Source organism: Acinetobacter sp. CIP 101966, assembly GCF_000369725.1.
Classification (GTDB): domain Bacteria; phylum Pseudomonadota; class Gammaproteobacteria; order Pseudomonadales; family Moraxellaceae; genus Acinetobacter; species Acinetobacter lwoffii_Q.
In genome coordinates, this window is record NZ_KB850158.1 from 321,789 (window position 1) to 336,609 (window position 14,821).

A 14,821-nucleotide genomic window follows, 5' to 3' on the forward strand; every position below is an offset into this window, starting at 1 on the left:
CGCAAGCGAAAGACTGTAAGAGGAAGCAATATGAGCACTGTTCAAATCCCTGACTATCAAACAGATCCATTCTTTGGCTTAGAAGACAAATGGATTGAAACCGCTGAAGGCGAGTTGACCCATTACCACGAAATTGGTGAAGGTACGCCTATTCTATTTTTACACGGTTCAGGTACAGGTGTATCGGCCGCGGCAAACTGGTGGTTAAACCTGCCACAAATTGGTGAGCAAGCGCGTTGTATCGCGATTGATACCATTGGTTATGGCCAAACTGTGGTTGCACCGGGTACTGAATATGGTATCCGTGCCTGGGTAGATCATGCGATCCGTACGCTAGATGCTTTGGGTATCGAAAAAACCTGGTTGGTCGGTAACTCTCTGGGTGGCTGGTTAGCATTCCAGATGGCATTGGATTATCCAGATCGTATTTTGGGTATCGTGTCTATGGGTACGGGCGGTGCGAAACAGACAGCTGTACTTAAAGCTCACGCAAACCCAGTTCTTACAGAAGAAGGAATCAAGAAAACCCTTTCTATGTTTGTCGTAAACAAAGACCTGATTACTGATGAACTGGTAAAAGTACGTTTTGCTTCTGCTGCAAATGACTATGCATCAAATCGTTTAATGGATGTGGTTGGCGCACGTGACCGTGACCGTTTCGAATTCCCAGTAGACTTCGAAAAAATGAAAGACATTACTGTGCCTGTATTGTTGATTCATGGTACGCAAGACGTGGTGATTCCGGTTTCTCGTACTTGGGACATTCTGAACATCGTGCCAAATGCTGATGCACATATCTTCAGCCAATGCGGTCACTGGTCTCAAGTGGAAAAAGCAGATGAGTTCAACACTGTGATCAAAAACTATCTGGCTGTACACGGCGTAAAATAAGCTCGATATAGTTTTAAAAAAGGATGGCTTCGGTCATCCTTTTTTATATCGGAAATATTTAAGGTAGCGCACCTAAGTGAGTTTGATTCTCATTTATTTGAATAAATATAAAAATCTAATAATTTTTATAGGTTTGAGCTATTTAAACTGAGAAAAATCCGAATGAAACTTTATTAGACTTAAGTGGTAAATGCAGTACATTTAGAGCTAAAAATACACAATTTGGGTCAAGGGCAAGTGACAAATTTAAGCGCCAGAAATAGATTCTTTATTATAAAATAGAATTAAAAATGGATTCTTAAGCATAAAATAATAAAACAAAAAAAGCACATGCCTATCATAAGTTGAATGGCATATGCCTAATGCAGGGAAGAAATAGGATTAATTTTGTTCGCTACGGTTAATATCCAGATAGAACACACGGGTCAAAAGCTCAAGAAATTTGCTCACGACATAGGATTTGTTGTTTTTATGGTAGCTGACATACAGGTCTAAATAGGGCAACTCCACGTCCAGCGGACGAATCACGGTATTATCCATGGTTAGTGGTGCAATATAGCCAGGCAAAATGGTACAGCCTAGGCCCATTCCGATCGAGTTGATATTAAATAAAATATTATCGGCCTTTTGCACGATATTGAGTTCAATGCCGTTGGCTTTGGCAAAGTCCAGAATAGCCTGGTTCAGGGTCAAGGACTGCTCTGCTGATGGAATAATAAAATCAATACCATTCAATGCTTTAACAGGAATTCTTTCGTATTTTGCTAAGGGGTGATCTTTAGGCAGGAGAAAAATCAGCGGTTCACGAATCACGAACTGGCTTTCAATTTCATCATTATTGAAATTATAACGGGTAAATGTCAGATCTAGATCACCTTTTTTTAACAAACGCATCTGCTCATTGTTGTTCAGGCTGAGCAGTTCAATTTTTAAATCTGGGTTCTGTACACGTAGATTTGGCAAGATATAGGGGAAGATTTTCATCTCGGCTACCGGTACAAAACCGATACGGAGCATTTGCTGTTTGGCCTGTGACACCTGACGTGCCATGGCAACGGCTTTGTCCGCCTGTGCAAGGGTGAGACGGGCCTGTTCCAGGAATACGGCGCCTTCTTCGGTCAGCTCTACTTTACGTTTGGTCCGGTTGAGTAGCTTTACCCCGACATCTTCTTCCAGGTCTTTGATTTGCTGGCTAAGTGAGGGTTGAGCCGTATAAAGTTTAAGTGCTGCCTTACTAAAATTGAGCTCTTCAGCAACGGTGATAAAGTAGCGAAGGTGTCGTAATTCCATGTCATCAACCCAAAGAGTAATCCAAAAAATGTCTTACTATAATTTCCTCAAAGTATAATCTATAAACAACTATGTCGTGAAGATTATTTTCCCATTCATAAACTAAATGCTCTGGCGGGATTAATAGATGTTTTAATATAAAAATTCACGTGCTTAATAATTGTTTTAAGCTCTTAATTGAAACAAAAAAAATATTTCCCGAAAAACGCTGTCAAATCCATCATCGTTGAAAAGTTGAGTCTATTACTTTGTGCCAAAGATAGGTCACAGGAGAGCTTTTCATGAGTGGAAAAATTGATGTGCGCGAAATCGATGCTTTAGTCGATGCACAAAATGGACGTATTACGCCATCTATTTATACAGATCCTGACATTTACGAATTAGAACTCGAACGTGTTTTCGGTCGTACTTGGTTATTCCTTTGCCATGAAAGCCAAATTCCTAAGGCTGGTGATTTCTTCAATACCTACATGGGTGAAGATCCAATCATTGTGGCACGTCAAAAAGACGGCTCAATCAAAGCATTTTTAAACCAGTGCCGTCACCGTTCTATGCGTGTGAGCTTCGCTGACTGTGGTAATACCCGTGCATTTACTTGCCCATACCACGGCTGGTCATATGGCATTGACGGTTCTTTAAAAGATATCCCGCTTGAAGATCGTGCTTACCCGCATGGTGCATGTAAAGAGCAATGGGGTCTGGTTGAAGTGAATCGTGTGAAGTCTTACAAAGGCTTGGTATTCGCTTGTTGGGATGAAACCACACCTGATCTAGAAGAATACATGGGCGATATCGCTTGGTATTTAGATGGCGTTGTTGACCGTCGTCCAGGTGGTACTGAAATCATCGGTGGTGTACACAAGTGGGAAATCGAGTGTAACTGGAAATTTGCGGCTGAACAGTTCGCCTCTGACCAATACCACGCATTGTTCTCTCACGCTTCTGCGATCCAAGTATTGGGCGCAAAACCAGACGATCAATCATCTAAAAAATTAGGTGCTGCGCAAACTGCTCGTCCAGTTTGGGAAACGGCTAAAGACGCGATCCAGTACGGTTCACGTGGTCACGGTTCAGGCTTCTTCTTTACTGAAAAACCAGATGCAAACGTATGGGTTGACGGTGAAGTTGCCAATTACTTCCGTGAAACTTACGACGAAGTTAAAGAGCGCCTAGGCGAGACTCGTGCACTGCGTCTTGCAGGTCACAACACCATGTTCCCAACTTTGTCTTGGTTGAACGGTACTGCAACACTTCGCGTATGGCATCCACGTGGTCCAAACAAAACTGAAGTGTGGGCATTCTGTATCGCGGATGCTGAAGCATCTCAATAAGTGAAAGAAGCATTCGAACGTTCTGCAACGCGTGCCTTTGGTCCAGCCGGTTTCCTGGAGCAAGATGACTCTGAGAACTGGATCGAGATTCAAAAAGTTTTACGTGGTTACAAAGCGCGTCAAAACAAACTCATTATGGAAATGGGTAAAGGCAACGAAAAAGTACGTGAAGATGGTATCCCGGGTATCACCAACTACATTTTCTCTGAAACTGCAGCACGTGGTATGTACCGCCGCTGGGCAGATTTATTGATCTATGAAAAATGGGAAGACGTAGAAAAAGCAGCTGACGAATATGAGAAGGAGCTTATGAAATGAGTCAAATCAGCTTAGAACTTCATCACCAAATTAGTCAGTTCCTGTATCGCGAAGCAAAATTGCTAGACGATTGGAAATTCCGCGAATGGTTAGATACCTTAGCTGAAGATATTTCTTACACGCTACGTACCACACCAAACGCACAAACCCGTGACCGTCGTCGTTCAGTTGAACCACCTACCACTTGGGTGTTCAACGATACGAAAGATCTTCTGGAACGTCGTGTTGCACGTCTAGAAACTGGTATGGCTTGGGCTGAAGAGCCTCCATCACGTACCACTCACATGGTGAGCAACGTGATTGTTGAGCCAACTGAAGTTGAAGGCGAATACGATGTGTACGTGACATACCTACTGTACCGTACCCAGAAAGAGAAAGACGTTACGATTTACTGTGGTAAACGTCATGACAAGATCCGCAAAGTTGAAGGCGGCCTGGGCTTCCAGATCTTCAACCGTAAGATCACGCTTGACCAAGTTACCTATAACTCACATAACCTGAGTGTGTTCTTCTAATGAATAAGATTTTTGTTTGCCAAGTTGACGAATTAGACGAAGGCGAAGCGTTAAAAGTGGATTGCGGCGTAAACGGTATCGAAGCGCTTGCAGTATTCAACAACGGTGGCGAATTCTTCGCAATGAACGACCGCTGTTCACACGGTAATGCTTCTATGTCTGAAGGCTACCTTGAAGACGACGGTACAGTGGAATGTCCACTTCACGCAGCTCGCTTCTGTTTGAAAACAGGTCAGGCACTTTGCTTACCAGCAACTGACCCAATTCAAACATTCCCAGTTGTACTTGAAGATGGTCAATTGTTTGTAGAGATGGCAGGAGAGTAAGCATGGGTTGGCTACAAGGCGAAGTTGCACTTATTACTGGTGGTGGTTCAGGCTTAGGCTGGGCTTTGGTCGAGCGTTTTATTGAGGAAGGTGCACAAGTTGCGGTTCTTCAACGTTCAAAAGCTAAAGTAGATGCATTAAATGAACACTTCGGTGGAAAAGTTCTTGCGATCGAAGGTGATGTAGCCAGCTATGCAGATAACGTTCGTGCAGTTCAAGCCACTGTGGAACGTTTCGGTAAACTCGATTGTTTCGTTGGTAATGCCGGTATTTGGGATCACTATGCCGATATCGTCAATACCTCTGGTGAGCAACTAGAAAAAGCCTTTGACGAGATTATGGGCATCAATACCAAATCTCTGATCCTCGGTGCGAAGGCTGCACTGGATGCATTGATCGCTTCTGAAGGTTCTATCATATTTACTTTGTCTAATTCGGCACTGTACTCCGCTGGCGGAGGCCCTGTATATACTGCATCTAAGCATGCGGGTGTCGGGATTATGAAAGAACTGGCTTACGAGCTTGCGCCTAAAGTACGAGTGAACGCTGTTGCACCGTCAGGTATGAATGTGAATATCAAAGGTGCTGCATCTTTAGGTCAGGAAAATCTTGGCCTGCTCGATGCACGTGATCCTGAGAAAATCGCCCGTGGCATGCCACTGAATTTCTTACCTGAGCCGGAAGATATGACTGGTTCATATGTGCTCTTGGCATCTCGTCAAAATAACCGTCCTTTGACTGGTGTTCTGATCAATGCAGAATGCGGTCTGGGTATTCGCGGCTTACGTCAGCCACGTGCCGGTTTCTTTGACGAATAAAAATCTAGTCTGAAATGGACTTTTCGGCAGCCTGTTTTTGGCTGCCTTCCTTTTAAAGAGTCTCTCATGGCCGTTAAACTTATTTGTGCATCGCACAGTCCTTTAATGGAATTTGCTTCACCGCAGGAAAAACGTAAAGAACAGGCTGTTCGTGAAGCGTTTGAAAAACTGTCTGCTGAAGTAAAAGCTTACGACCCAACCCTGATCATTACCTTTGGTCCTGACCATTTTAATGGTTTCTTCTATGACCTGATGCCAAGTTTCTGCGTGGGTATTCGTGCCAAAGCCGCAGGTGACTGGGATTATGGCAAGGACAATGACCATATTGATGTACCTGAAGACAAGGCATTAGATCTGGTTCGACGTGTACTGGATGAAGGCGTGGATGTTGCCTACTCATACCGTATGCAGGCCGACCATGGCGTGACTCAGCCCTTACATTTCCTGTGTGAAGGCAAACTTGATCGTTATCCAACGATTCCAATTTTTATTAATGGCGCTGCAGCACCGATGCCAACCACCAAACGTACTATTGCTTTGGGCCGTGCTGTGGGTCAATACATCAAGTCTTTAAACCTTGAAAACGAGCGTGTGCTTGTTTTAGGTACCGGTGGTCTGTCACATGATCCACCTACACCACAAATGGGTGCAGTACTACCAGAAGTGGAAGAGTTCCTGATTGCAGGTCGTTATCCAACGCCTGAAGCACGTCATGCACGTCAATCCAAGATTATTGCAGTGGGTCAAAAGCTGGCAGCAGGAGATACGTCAGTTGCCGTGCCTTTGAATGCTGAATGGGATATTGCCCTGCTAGAAACCTTCAAGCATGCTGATTTTGCAACATTAGAAGCGATGACTGAAGCTGAAATCCGCCATGATGGTGGTCGTGGTGGTCAGGAAGTCCGTTCTTGGATGGCTGCCTTCGCTGCCTTAAGCGAAATGGGTGAGTATGAAATGACCACGCATTGCTATGAAGACATCAGCGAATGGATTGCCGGCTTCGGTATCGTATCTGCAGAGTTAAAAGGTTAAGAAAATGAGCAACGTAAACAACATCGTGATCGTGGGTGCTGGCCAGGCAGGTGCGAGCGCAATTTTAGAACTTCGTGGCAATAAGTATGAAGGCAAAATTACCCTAATTGGTGATGAAAGCCATCTTCCTTATGAGCGTCCACCGTTGTCTAAAGATGTGATTCTAAAACCTGAAGAAACCAAGATCGAAATCCTGTCGGAACAGAAACTGGCAGATTTAGGCGTAGAAACGATTCGCGGCAATGGCGTAGCGAAAATTAATGCCGAAGCGAAAACGGTTGAACTCCTGAACGGTGATGTTGTTGCTTACGACAAGCTCTTGCTTGCAACAGGTGGTGCCGCGCGCCGTTTGCCTAATTTCGATGCTTTGGGCAAACACGTCTATACCCTGCGTAACTTGGAAGATTCACAGGCACTGGTGCCTGTACTTCAAGCCGGTCGCCGTATCATCCTGATCGGTGGTGGCGTGATTGGTCTTGAGTTGGCATCATCTGCACGTTACAAAGACTGTCAGGTGACTGTGATCGAAATGGGTCCGATGGTTATGGGTCGTTGTTCACCACAAATCCTGAGCGAATTCCTGCTGGAACAGCATCGTCAAAACCAGGTTGATGTGCGTCTTGAAACCAAGATTGCAGATTGCCGTTTAGACGGAGAAGAAGTCGTGGTAACGCTGGAAGGCGGTAAAGAGCTTCGTGCTGATGCTGTAGTTTACGGAATCGGGATCGTGCCAAATGCACAGCTTGCAGTAGATGCAGGTCTGGACGTTGATGTTGCGATTAAAGTCAATGAACATTGCCAAACCTCGAATGCTGACATTTATGCAGCAGGCGATGTTGCGACTCAGTTGCGTGACTGTGGCAATCACCGCCGCGTGGAAACCTGGGAAAATGCCAACCTTCAGGCAGGTATCTTTGCGCGTCACGTGATGGGGGTGGAACATCCGAAAGCCAATCCGGCCTGGTTCTGGACGGATCAGCTGAATATCAATTTCCAGTTTGTCGGCGATATGGCCGCAGCTGAATGGCATATCCGTGGTGAAATGGATGCAGCCAAAGGTGCAGACAATTCATTCGTGATGTATGGTGTGACTGATGGTCAGATCGTTGGCGGGATTACCGTGAATGCAGCCAAAGAAATGCGTCATTTGAAAAAAATGATCAGCAAAAGTACGGCGTTTGATGTTGAAAAACATTTGGATATCGCGCAAGACTTACGCAAAATTGCTTAAGTTGTATTGAGATATTTTTGGACAGACCTATGTTTTGCATAGGTCTGTTTTTTATGCACGAAACTTGATGAATTTATCAAAAATTAAAACTTCATCTCAGCATGAATTCGCTATACGCTATTTTTGAAGTTGCTGATCCAGAACTTCTTGGCCTCGTTTAGGAGACTTATGAGTTCTTCATCTTCATTGCCGGTCACGGCAAGTATTTACGCTTTATTGGTGCTGATCTGGGCGGCAACGCCACTGGCGATTGTCTGGAGCGTGGCCGAGATTCACCCGATGTGGGTGCTGATCATTCGCTATTTTGGTGCCTCGGTTATTGCACTGTTCCTGCTGAAGATCATGCGCGATCCGCTGCCTTTTGACCGCACTTCAATGAAAAGTTATCTGGCAGGCAGTTTGAATTTAATTGGCGCGCAGCTGTTTATTTATCTGGCGGCCAATTATCTGACCTCAGGATTGATGGCACTGATTTTTGGTTTTTCACCGCTGATCGCCGGTTTAATCGGGCATATGATTTTAAAAACCCATAAACTGATCTGGCTGCAATGGCTCGGCATGGCAGTGGCCGTCGCCGGTTTTTGTTTTGTTTTTGCCGACTCGGCAGACAGCAAGATCAATCCTTGGGGTGTAGTGCTGATGCTGATCAGTATGGTGTCTTATATCAGCTCGATCTTCTGGGTTAAACAGATCAGTGCCCCCTTGAGTCCGATGTCGCAAGCGACGGGGTCATTGCTGATCTCCGCAGCTGGTTCACTCATTTTAGTACCCTTTATCTGGCAACATATGCCGACTCAGTTGCCTAGCACACAGGCAATGATCGGTTTCGTATTTACCATGATCATGTCCTCGATTGTGGCAATGCTGTGTTATTTCTGGCTGATTCGCCGTCTAAATGCTTCGACCGTTTCATTGAGTAATGTGATGACGCCGGTGATCGCTCTGGTATTGGGAGCAACCTTAAATCATGAAATTATCAGCAGTCATGCTTTTGCGGGAATTGCTGTGGTGATGTTCGGGATCATCATGTATTTCTGGAAAGAGTGGCGCGAGCAGTATTTTTCCAAGCATTAAAACTGTAAAAACCAAAAGGGCGAAAGCCCTTTTATTATTTTAGTGGAGAGTAAAGTGATTCAACAACGTGAGAGATCACGACTAAGCAACAATTTGTAAAACAACTTTCAAAAATAAATGATTAAGATTTTGATACATAAATCATTCAAGCTTGCACAAGCTTATTTAGGACAGTGTCAGGATGTCTGAATCCAATAAAATCGTAGTCTATGCAGCCCTGTTTGGTAATCTGGCGATTGCGCTGGTGAAATTTGTTGCGTCCTATATAACCAATAGTTCTGCCATGTTCAGTGAGGCAATTCATTCCGTAGTAGATACCTTGAATGAAATTTTACTGTTATATGGCATGAAAAAATCAGAAAAACCGGCAAATGCCAAACATCCTTTTGGTTATGGGCGTGAACTGTATTTTTGGGCTTTTATTGTGGCACTGATGGTTTTTGCCCTGGGTGCGATTGTGTCCATCTATCAAGGGATACAGCATATTCTTCAGCCTGAAGTCATGCAGGATCCATTGATCAATTATATTGTGCTGGGTCTGGCGATTCTTTTTGAAGGATTTTCATGGTCAGTGGCTTTAAAAACCTTTCGTAAACAAAAGGGAAATCTGGGATATTTTGAAGCCTTTCGACACAGTAAAGATCCAACGACCTTTACCGTGTTATTTGAAGATACTGCCGCCCTGGTCGGCTTGGTGATTGCTCTGGTCGGTATCTTTCTGGCGCATCAACTGAATATTCCTGAATTGGACGGTGCCGCATCGATTTTAATTGGTATTGTTCTGGCGGTTTCTGCCTGGTTTCTGGCACGTGAAACCAAAGGTTTGTTACTGGGTGAAACGGCAGATCCAAAACTGCGTGAAGATGTATTGAACATTGCTCAACAGGATGCGGCAGTTTTTAGTGCTAATGGGGTATTGACTGAGCAGATGGGTGCTCAGCAAGTCATTGCATCATTGAGTCTGGAATTTAAAGATGATTTAACTTCTGATGAAATTGAAGCCTGTGTCAACCGGATCGAAGCGCAGATTAAACAGCTGCACCCGGAAATTATTGCTTTATTTGTGAAACCCCAAACCAAGGCCGTATGGCTGGAACGAACTCAAGGTCGTGTATAAAGATCTAAAAAACGCTTGAGGTTGGTATTTTGATCTCAACTTGCCTTTCTCGCACAATTGATGTGATGATACTGAGGTATGGCGAATTTCATCATAAAATCATCAATGGGCAGACATGCTTTTGTCAGCATGGGCTTATAAATATTGAGTATCATTTTGTATTTTTAGACAGAAGGGCGCGAGCGATATTTTTCTAGATAATCCAAGGCTTCAGCCAGCCATAAGGTCGATGAAATGCCATTTTTTTGCTAAAAATAACAAAAACATACATGATTTTCTGTGACGGATTTCATACTATGTTGTAGTGTGCCTGTTTTTAGTTTGTATGCTCATTAAAAGATGCACCGCTTGACCATTTCAAGAGGTTGTTGTCTTGCATATAGCGAATAATAAATAGTGGATGTTTATGCAAGATCTTCTCAAAACTAAAAAATTCCAGTTAATCACGGAATCCAGTTGGAAACATCTCTGGTCTAAGCCAGTGTTTGAGTATCTGCATTCAGATCATTTCGACGGAAAACAGTTTCGTAATCTTGAGCATGCTTCTCTATCGCGCGGTCGCTTTGATTTATATAAATGGCTCATTACCCGAAAATCCAAGACCTGGAATGTTAATCTTGACGAGGAACGTGCCGAGTTTTTTTCTCGTCCGCGCGCATTGCCACAGCAACGTCCAGATGCAGCTCTGGATGACTGGCAAGTCTGGTTTATTGGTCACGCCACCACATTAATTCAGATCGGCCCCTATAATTTCCTGACCGACCCGGTCTGGGCTGAATATGCCAGTCCATCGGCTTCCACAGGGCCGCAGCGGGTCATTCCGGCTGGCATTGCTCTGGATGAGTTACCCCAGATTGATGCGGTACTGCTCAGCCATAACCATTATGATCATATGGATCTGGCCAGTCTGGAATGGCTGCACAACACTTTTGAGATGCCGATTTATACTGGTCTGGGTAATGCCTGGTATTTGCCAGAACATTATACCGTGCATGAAATGGACTGGTGGGAAAATGCCTTTTTTGAAGAGATCCGGATTGTCTATACGCCGGCCCAACATGCCTCAGGGCGCGGCATGCGCGATCAGAACTGCGCACTTTGGGGAGGCTTTTCTTTATTACATGGCAAGGAGCATTGTTTCTTTGCCGGAGATAGTGGTTACGCTTCGCACTTTAAAGAAATCCGTAAACGTCTGGGTGCACCGCGGATTGCCTTACTCCCGATTGGAGCGTATGAGCCGCGTGAACTGATGCGCGCGATCCATATGAATCCGGAAGATGCCTTTCATGCCCATCATGACTTACAGGCCAAATGTTCACTGGCGATTCATTACCGTACTTTTCAGCTCACGGATGAAGACCGGGATGCACCGGAACATGAGTTACATGAGATCATCAAGCATTCTTCCAAGTTGATTAATCCATTTTACTGCATACGGGAAGGCAAGCGGATCATTGTTTAAGCACTTCCTGCTGTTCCTGTGGGATGCGTTGAATGGCCAACACGGACAGCTTCTTCCAGAAAATGGTGTTTATTTTCGCTAGATGGAATCAGGCAATAATCAGTTTTACCAAATAGTTGGTAGCGCTTTAAAGCAACGCCACGATACAGAAAGTCGCGGATAAAACGCGGCACTAAATAGCCTGTACTCATTAAATTCAACGGAAAACCGAGATGCTGCATGACTTTTAACAGGGCAGTGGATTCGGTATAAAGTGTGCCAGCTTGGATGACGAGCATCGTGCTGTAATGTGCAGTGGACATCTGGTAATGTTCGAGCAGTGCTGTACCTAAAGGCGATTGGGCAGAGACCAGTTTAAACTGAATCTTTTTATCGTATTTAATCAGAAACCGTGTCCAGCCATTGCAGATTACGCAAACAGCATCAAATAAAACAATGTCGTGTTGTTGAATGATGTCTTCAATATTTGGATGCATTGTTGTATTTCTTTTTGTGCCAGCTTGTTTCTATAGTGCTTGATGCTGCAATAAAAAACCACCCGAAGGTGGTTTCTATACATGTCTAAACTGGCTTAGAGAAAGCTAGGCAAACCTTTGGCTGGATCGCTTTCACGTGCTGCTTGGGCATCTGCTACAGTCATACCTAAGGCCTTAGCAACGCCTTGCCCATAAGCTGGATCGCAAGCGTAACAGTTGCGGATGTGACGGTATTTAATGAAATCTAGCGCATCACCCATCGCTCCGGCCGTGTTATTAAACAGAGCCTGTTTCTGCTGGTCATTCATCAGGTTAAACAGGGCGCGTGGCTGGCTGAAGTAATCATTGTCATCTTCACGGAAATCCCAGAAATCGGCATCACCGGTGATTTTCAGTGGCGGTTCTCTGAATTCCGGTTGTTCCTGCCACTGGCTAAAACTGTTCGGCTCGTAATGTGGCAATGAACCATAGTTGCCATCCATGCGGCCTTGACCATCACGGCGGTTCGAATGTACAGGACAACGTGCAGCATTGACTGGAACCTGTGAATGATTCACGCCAACACGGTAACGCGCTGCGTCGGCATAGTTCACTAAACGTGCCTGTAACATACGGTCCGGTGAGTAGCTGATACCCGGTACAAGATTGCTTGGTGCAAAGGCTGCTTGTTCTACATCCTGGAAATAGTTTTCCGGATTGCGGTTCAGTTCGAATTCACCGACTTCAATCAGTGGATAATCGCCCTTTGGCCAGACTTTGGTCAGGTCAAATGGATGATAAGGCACTGTTTCGGCTTCCAGTTCCGGCATGATCTGAACGTACATTTTCCATTTTGGATAGTCACCACGTTCGATGGCATCAAACAGGTCGGTCTGGCTGCTTTCACGGTCTTTGGCGATCAAGTCTGCAGCTTCAGCATCGGTCAGGTTCTGGATGCCTTGCTGGGTACGCATATGGAATTTTACCCAGAAGCGTTCATTTTTGGCATTGATAAAACTGAAGGTGTGACTGCCAAAACCATGCATATGACGGTAACCGGTCGGAATCCCGCGGTCGGACATGACAATGGTCACTTGATGCAAAGCTTCAGGCAACAGTGTCCAGAAATCCCAGTTATTGGTGGCGCTGCGCTTGTTGGTTTTCGGGTCGCGTTTGACTGCTTTATTCAGGTCAGGGAACTTGCGCGCATCCCGCAGGAAAAACACCGGGGTGTTATTGCCGACCAGATCCCAGTTGCCTTCTTCAGTATAGAATTTTAAGGCAAAACCGCGAATATCGCGTTCCGCATCGGCCGCACCACGTTCACCCGCCACTGTTGAGAAACGGGCAAACATTTCGGTTTTTTTGCCGACTTCAGAGAAAATTTTAGCGCGGCTATATTGGGTAATATCATTGGTCACGGTAAAGATACCAAAAGCACCTGAACCTTTGGCATGCATACGACGCTCTGGAATCACTTCGCGGACAAAGTTGGCCAGTTTTTCATTCAGCCATAAATCCTGGGCAAGTAAAGGTCCACGCGCACCTGCCGTCATACTGTTCTGGTTGTCGACCACAGGGGCACCAGCTTCAGTGGTCAGGTGGGTGACAGGGCATTTTTTAAAATCTTGGCTCATCTTTCCTCTCCAAGTTTTGAATATCTTATGTCGTTTACCTAGTATTCATAAAATATTGAGATATATGCTAATCAGATCAGGTTTCGCTATATTTACAATATCTTTAAATAAAGGGTGTTACAGCACAAAACGGAATTCAGGGTATAATTGAGTGAGCTCACTCAAAAAATATTTTTAAATTTAATAAAGTTTAAAATGTTGAAAATTAAATGGTTACTCTTAAAAAGTAACGGGTTCTCCACTCTGTGACAATATCAAATTCTATATATTTTGAATAACTCGAATAATGAATGGGATTAAACGAAAATAACAATATCTAAGTCCATAATATGTTTTTATCAAAGGATAAAAATAATAAGTGAAAAGTATCATTTAAAATACAATTTTATAACTGATTTATTTTAAATGGTTTTTTAATTAAGTTTTGTTGGTCTGAAGAAACCCATAAAAATAATGAATGGAATAAGGGTGTTTTCTGGCTATAGCTCGCATTTTTGCATACAGAAAATCCTATCCAGATGGTCTTTATTTTTAAAAAAGCATTGGCAAATATGCTTGAAAATTAATCAGTCGGCCCTATAATTATCTCACTCCTTCCTCAAAATCACATAGAGAGTAAAATGGCCAAGAAAAAAACAGCCGAGCAGGTGGTGATCCACAATTTTGTGGCAAAACACATGCATGAAGTCAACAAAAGCCAGGTCTTTGTAGACCGAAAGAAAAATGCAAAACGTGGCTACAACAAGCACAGACAAGGGCGATATTCCATGGAAGATCGCCCTTTTTTAATGGCCGCTTAAGGTCTGTAAGGTGGCTGGGGACGACGTGGGGGCTGCTTAGGATTAGTTTTAACTGGAGAGAGCGGGGCGACAGGTCGGTTGTTACGAGTTTGCGAATATTGATTTGGATACCGGGATGATGTTGTCGATTCATCCGCGATTAAGTCATTAAAGAATTTATTGAGTTTGCTTTGCACTGGTGCTTTGTGGTGAGGGGAATGAGGCTGTGGTCTGGCCTGCTGAAAACTGGCAAATTGATCTTTTTGTTGGTGATAGAGTCTGGCAGCAATGACGGAGGGGTCATCTCTGCCTAAACGCCGCCGTTGCGATGCCGAAATTTCAATGCCCAATAATGGAGTCATTTTAGGCCGATCGGCATAGCTCATTGCTCGATTGCTGGCGGGGCGTATATAAGATGAACCGGAATTATGAGCTTCTTTGCGGGCAGCCAAGGCCGGTGCAAGAATGACCACATAGAACACCGCAACAATCATGAACAGGATGACCAGAAATTCCATAACCACCTCTACCACTGTCGAGGGACT

At 44.4% G+C, this 14,821-nt stretch carries 14 protein-coding genes and 1 pseudogene; 11 read left to right on the top strand and 4 right to left on the bottom strand.

The window, feature by feature from the left end; translation table 11 throughout:
* Positions 1–30 precede the first annotated feature (30 nt).
* Positions 31–891, top strand: coding sequence for an alpha/beta fold hydrolase (locus F891_RS01560; RefSeq protein WP_005261703.1), 861 nt, complete (start codon positions 31–33; stop codon positions 889–891).
* A 381-nt stretch (positions 892–1,272) separates the two neighbouring features.
* Here the strand turns inward: F891_RS01560 and hcaR are convergent, their stop codons facing one another.
* A complete protein-coding gene (gene hcaR, locus F891_RS01565; RefSeq protein WP_005261704.1) occupies positions 1,273–2,181 on the bottom strand; it encodes a DNA-binding transcriptional regulator HcaR in 909 nt (302 codons plus the stop codon).
* A 281-nt stretch (positions 2,182–2,462) separates the two neighbouring features.
* Here hcaR and hcaE point away from each other — a divergent pair.
* The 9 genes and pseudogenes from hcaE to F891_RS01610 all read left to right on the top strand — a co-directional run bounded on the left by hcaE (position 2,463) and on the right by F891_RS01610 (position 11,405).
* Positions 2,463–3,830 (top strand): annotated as a pseudogene (gene hcaE, locus F891_RS01570) (3-phenylpropionate/cinnamic acid dioxygenase subunit alpha).
* Positions 3,827–4,345 (top strand): 3-phenylpropionate/cinnamic acid dioxygenase subunit beta, encoded by a 519-nt coding sequence (hcaF, locus tag F891_RS01575; RefSeq protein ID WP_005261708.1) that lies wholly within the window; start codon positions 3,827–3,829, stop codon positions 4,343–4,345. Before hcaE ends, hcaF begins: the two are co-directional and overlap by 4 nt.
* The gene (hcaC, locus tag F891_RS01580; protein WP_005261710.1) at positions 4,345–4,671 is read left to right on the top strand and encodes a 3-phenylpropionate/cinnamic acid dioxygenase ferredoxin subunit; all 327 of its coding nucleotides are present in this window, start codon (positions 4,345–4,347) and stop codon (positions 4,669–4,671) included. Before hcaF ends, hcaC begins: the two co-directional genes overlap by 1 nt.
* A gap of 2 nt (positions 4,672–4,673) precedes the next feature.
* Positions 4,674–5,489 (top strand): 3-phenylpropionate-dihydrodiol/cinnamic acid-dihydrodiol dehydrogenase, encoded by an 816-nt coding sequence (hcaB, locus tag F891_RS01585; RefSeq protein WP_005261711.1) that lies wholly within the window; start codon positions 4,674–4,676, stop codon positions 5,487–5,489.
* A 66-nt stretch (positions 5,490–5,555) separates the two neighbouring features.
* Positions 5,556–6,521: a 3-carboxyethylcatechol 2,3-dioxygenase gene (locus F891_RS01590; protein ID WP_005261713.1), complete on the top strand. Its 966-nt coding sequence runs from the start codon at positions 5,556–5,558 to the stop codon at positions 6,519–6,521.
* A gap of 4 nt (positions 6,522–6,525) precedes the next feature.
* Positions 6,526–7,752 carry a 3-phenylpropionate/cinnamic acid dioxygenase ferredoxin--NAD(+) reductase subunit gene (hcaD, locus tag F891_RS01595; RefSeq protein ID WP_005107987.1) on the top strand — a complete coding sequence of 409 codons (1,227 nt, stop codon included), beginning with the start codon at positions 6,526–6,528 and terminating at the stop codon, positions 7,750–7,752.
* Positions 7,753–7,920: 168 nt separating this feature from the next.
* The gene (locus F891_RS01600) at positions 7,921–8,826 is read left to right on the top strand and encodes a DMT family transporter (protein ID WP_005107986.1); all 906 of its coding nucleotides are present in this window, start codon (positions 7,921–7,923) and stop codon (positions 8,824–8,826) included.
* A gap of 181 nt (positions 8,827–9,007) precedes the next feature.
* Entirely contained in the window at positions 9,008–9,943 is a 936-nt protein-coding gene (locus F891_RS01605; RefSeq protein WP_005261714.1) for a cation diffusion facilitator family transporter, read from the top strand.
* A 406-nt stretch (positions 9,944–10,349) separates the two neighbouring features.
* Entirely contained in the window at positions 10,350–11,405 is a 1,056-nt protein-coding gene (locus F891_RS01610; protein WP_005250593.1) for an MBL fold metallo-hydrolase, read from the top strand.
* Here F891_RS01610 and F891_RS01615 read toward each other — a convergent pair.
* Together F891_RS01615 and F891_RS01620 are read right to left on the bottom strand one after the other, a co-directional pair.
* Positions 11,402–11,881 (bottom strand): thiol-disulfide oxidoreductase DCC family protein, encoded by a 480-nt coding sequence (locus tag F891_RS01615; RefSeq protein ID WP_005250596.1) that lies wholly within the window; start codon positions 11,879–11,881, stop codon positions 11,402–11,404. The two genes, F891_RS01610 and F891_RS01615, sit on opposite strands and share 4 nt — an antisense overlap.
* A 95-nt stretch (positions 11,882–11,976) precedes the next feature.
* On the bottom strand, positions 11,977–13,497 hold the full coding sequence (locus F891_RS01620; protein ID WP_005250598.1) for a catalase: 1,521 nt from the start codon (positions 13,495–13,497) through the stop codon (positions 11,977–11,979).
* 620 nt (positions 13,498–14,117) lie between these two features.
* Between F891_RS01620 and F891_RS01625 the strand changes: the two genes are divergently transcribed.
* On the top strand, positions 14,118–14,297 hold the full coding sequence (locus F891_RS01625; RefSeq protein WP_004729442.1) for a DUF7230 family protein: 180 nt from the start codon (positions 14,118–14,120) through the stop codon (positions 14,295–14,297).
* Here F891_RS01625 and F891_RS01630 read toward each other — a convergent pair.
* Positions 14,294–14,794: a hypothetical protein gene (locus tag F891_RS01630; protein WP_005245903.1), complete on the bottom strand. Its 501-nt coding sequence runs from the start codon at positions 14,792–14,794 to the stop codon at positions 14,294–14,296. The genes F891_RS01625 and F891_RS01630 overlap by 4 nt on opposite strands.
* Positions 14,795–14,821: the final 27 nt, after the last annotated feature.

Excerpts from the sequence above, each read along its gene's own strand:
- hcaB (WP_005261711.1), top strand. The coding sequence starts at position 4,674 with ATGGGTTGGCTACAAGGCGAAGTTGCACTTATTACTGGTGGTGGTTCA.
- hcaD (WP_005107987.1), top strand. The coding sequence starts at position 6,526 with ATGAGCAACGTAAACAACATCGTGATCGTGGGTGCTGGCCAGGCAGGT.
- F891_RS01630 (WP_005245903.1), bottom strand. The coding sequence starts at position 14,794 with ATGGAATTTCTGGTCATCCTGTTCATGATTGTTGCGGTGTTCTATGTG.
- F891_RS01590 (WP_005261713.1), top strand. The coding sequence starts at position 5,556 with ATGGCCGTTAAACTTATTTGTGCATCGCACAGTCCTTTAATGGAATTT.
- hcaF (WP_005261708.1), top strand. The coding sequence starts at position 3,827 with ATGAGTCAAATCAGCTTAGAACTTCATCACCAAATTAGTCAGTTCCTG.
- hcaC (WP_005261710.1), top strand. The coding sequence starts at position 4,345 with ATGAATAAGATTTTTGTTTGCCAAGTTGACGAATTAGACGAAGGCGAA.
- F891_RS01620 (WP_005250598.1), bottom strand. The coding sequence starts at position 13,497 with ATGAGCCAAGATTTTAAAAAATGCCCTGTCACCCACCTGACCACTGAA.
- F891_RS01605 (WP_005261714.1), top strand. The coding sequence starts at position 9,008 with ATGTCTGAATCCAATAAAATCGTAGTCTATGCAGCCCTGTTTGGTAAT.
- F891_RS01600 (WP_005107986.1), top strand. The coding sequence starts at position 7,921 with ATGAGTTCTTCATCTTCATTGCCGGTCACGGCAAGTATTTACGCTTTA.
- F891_RS01625 (WP_004729442.1), top strand. The coding sequence starts at position 14,118 with ATGGCCAAGAAAAAAACAGCCGAGCAGGTGGTGATCCACAATTTTGTG.
- F891_RS01615 (WP_005250596.1), bottom strand. The coding sequence starts at position 11,881 with ATGCATCCAAATATTGAAGACATCATTCAACAACACGACATTGTTTTA.
- hcaR (WP_005261704.1), bottom strand. The coding sequence starts at position 2,181 with ATGGAATTACGACACCTTCGCTACTTTATCACCGTTGCTGAAGAGCTC.
- F891_RS01560 (WP_005261703.1), top strand. The coding sequence starts at position 31 with ATGAGCACTGTTCAAATCCCTGACTATCAAACAGATCCATTCTTTGGC.
- F891_RS01610 (WP_005250593.1), top strand. The coding sequence starts at position 10,350 with ATGCAAGATCTTCTCAAAACTAAAAAATTCCAGTTAATCACGGAATCC.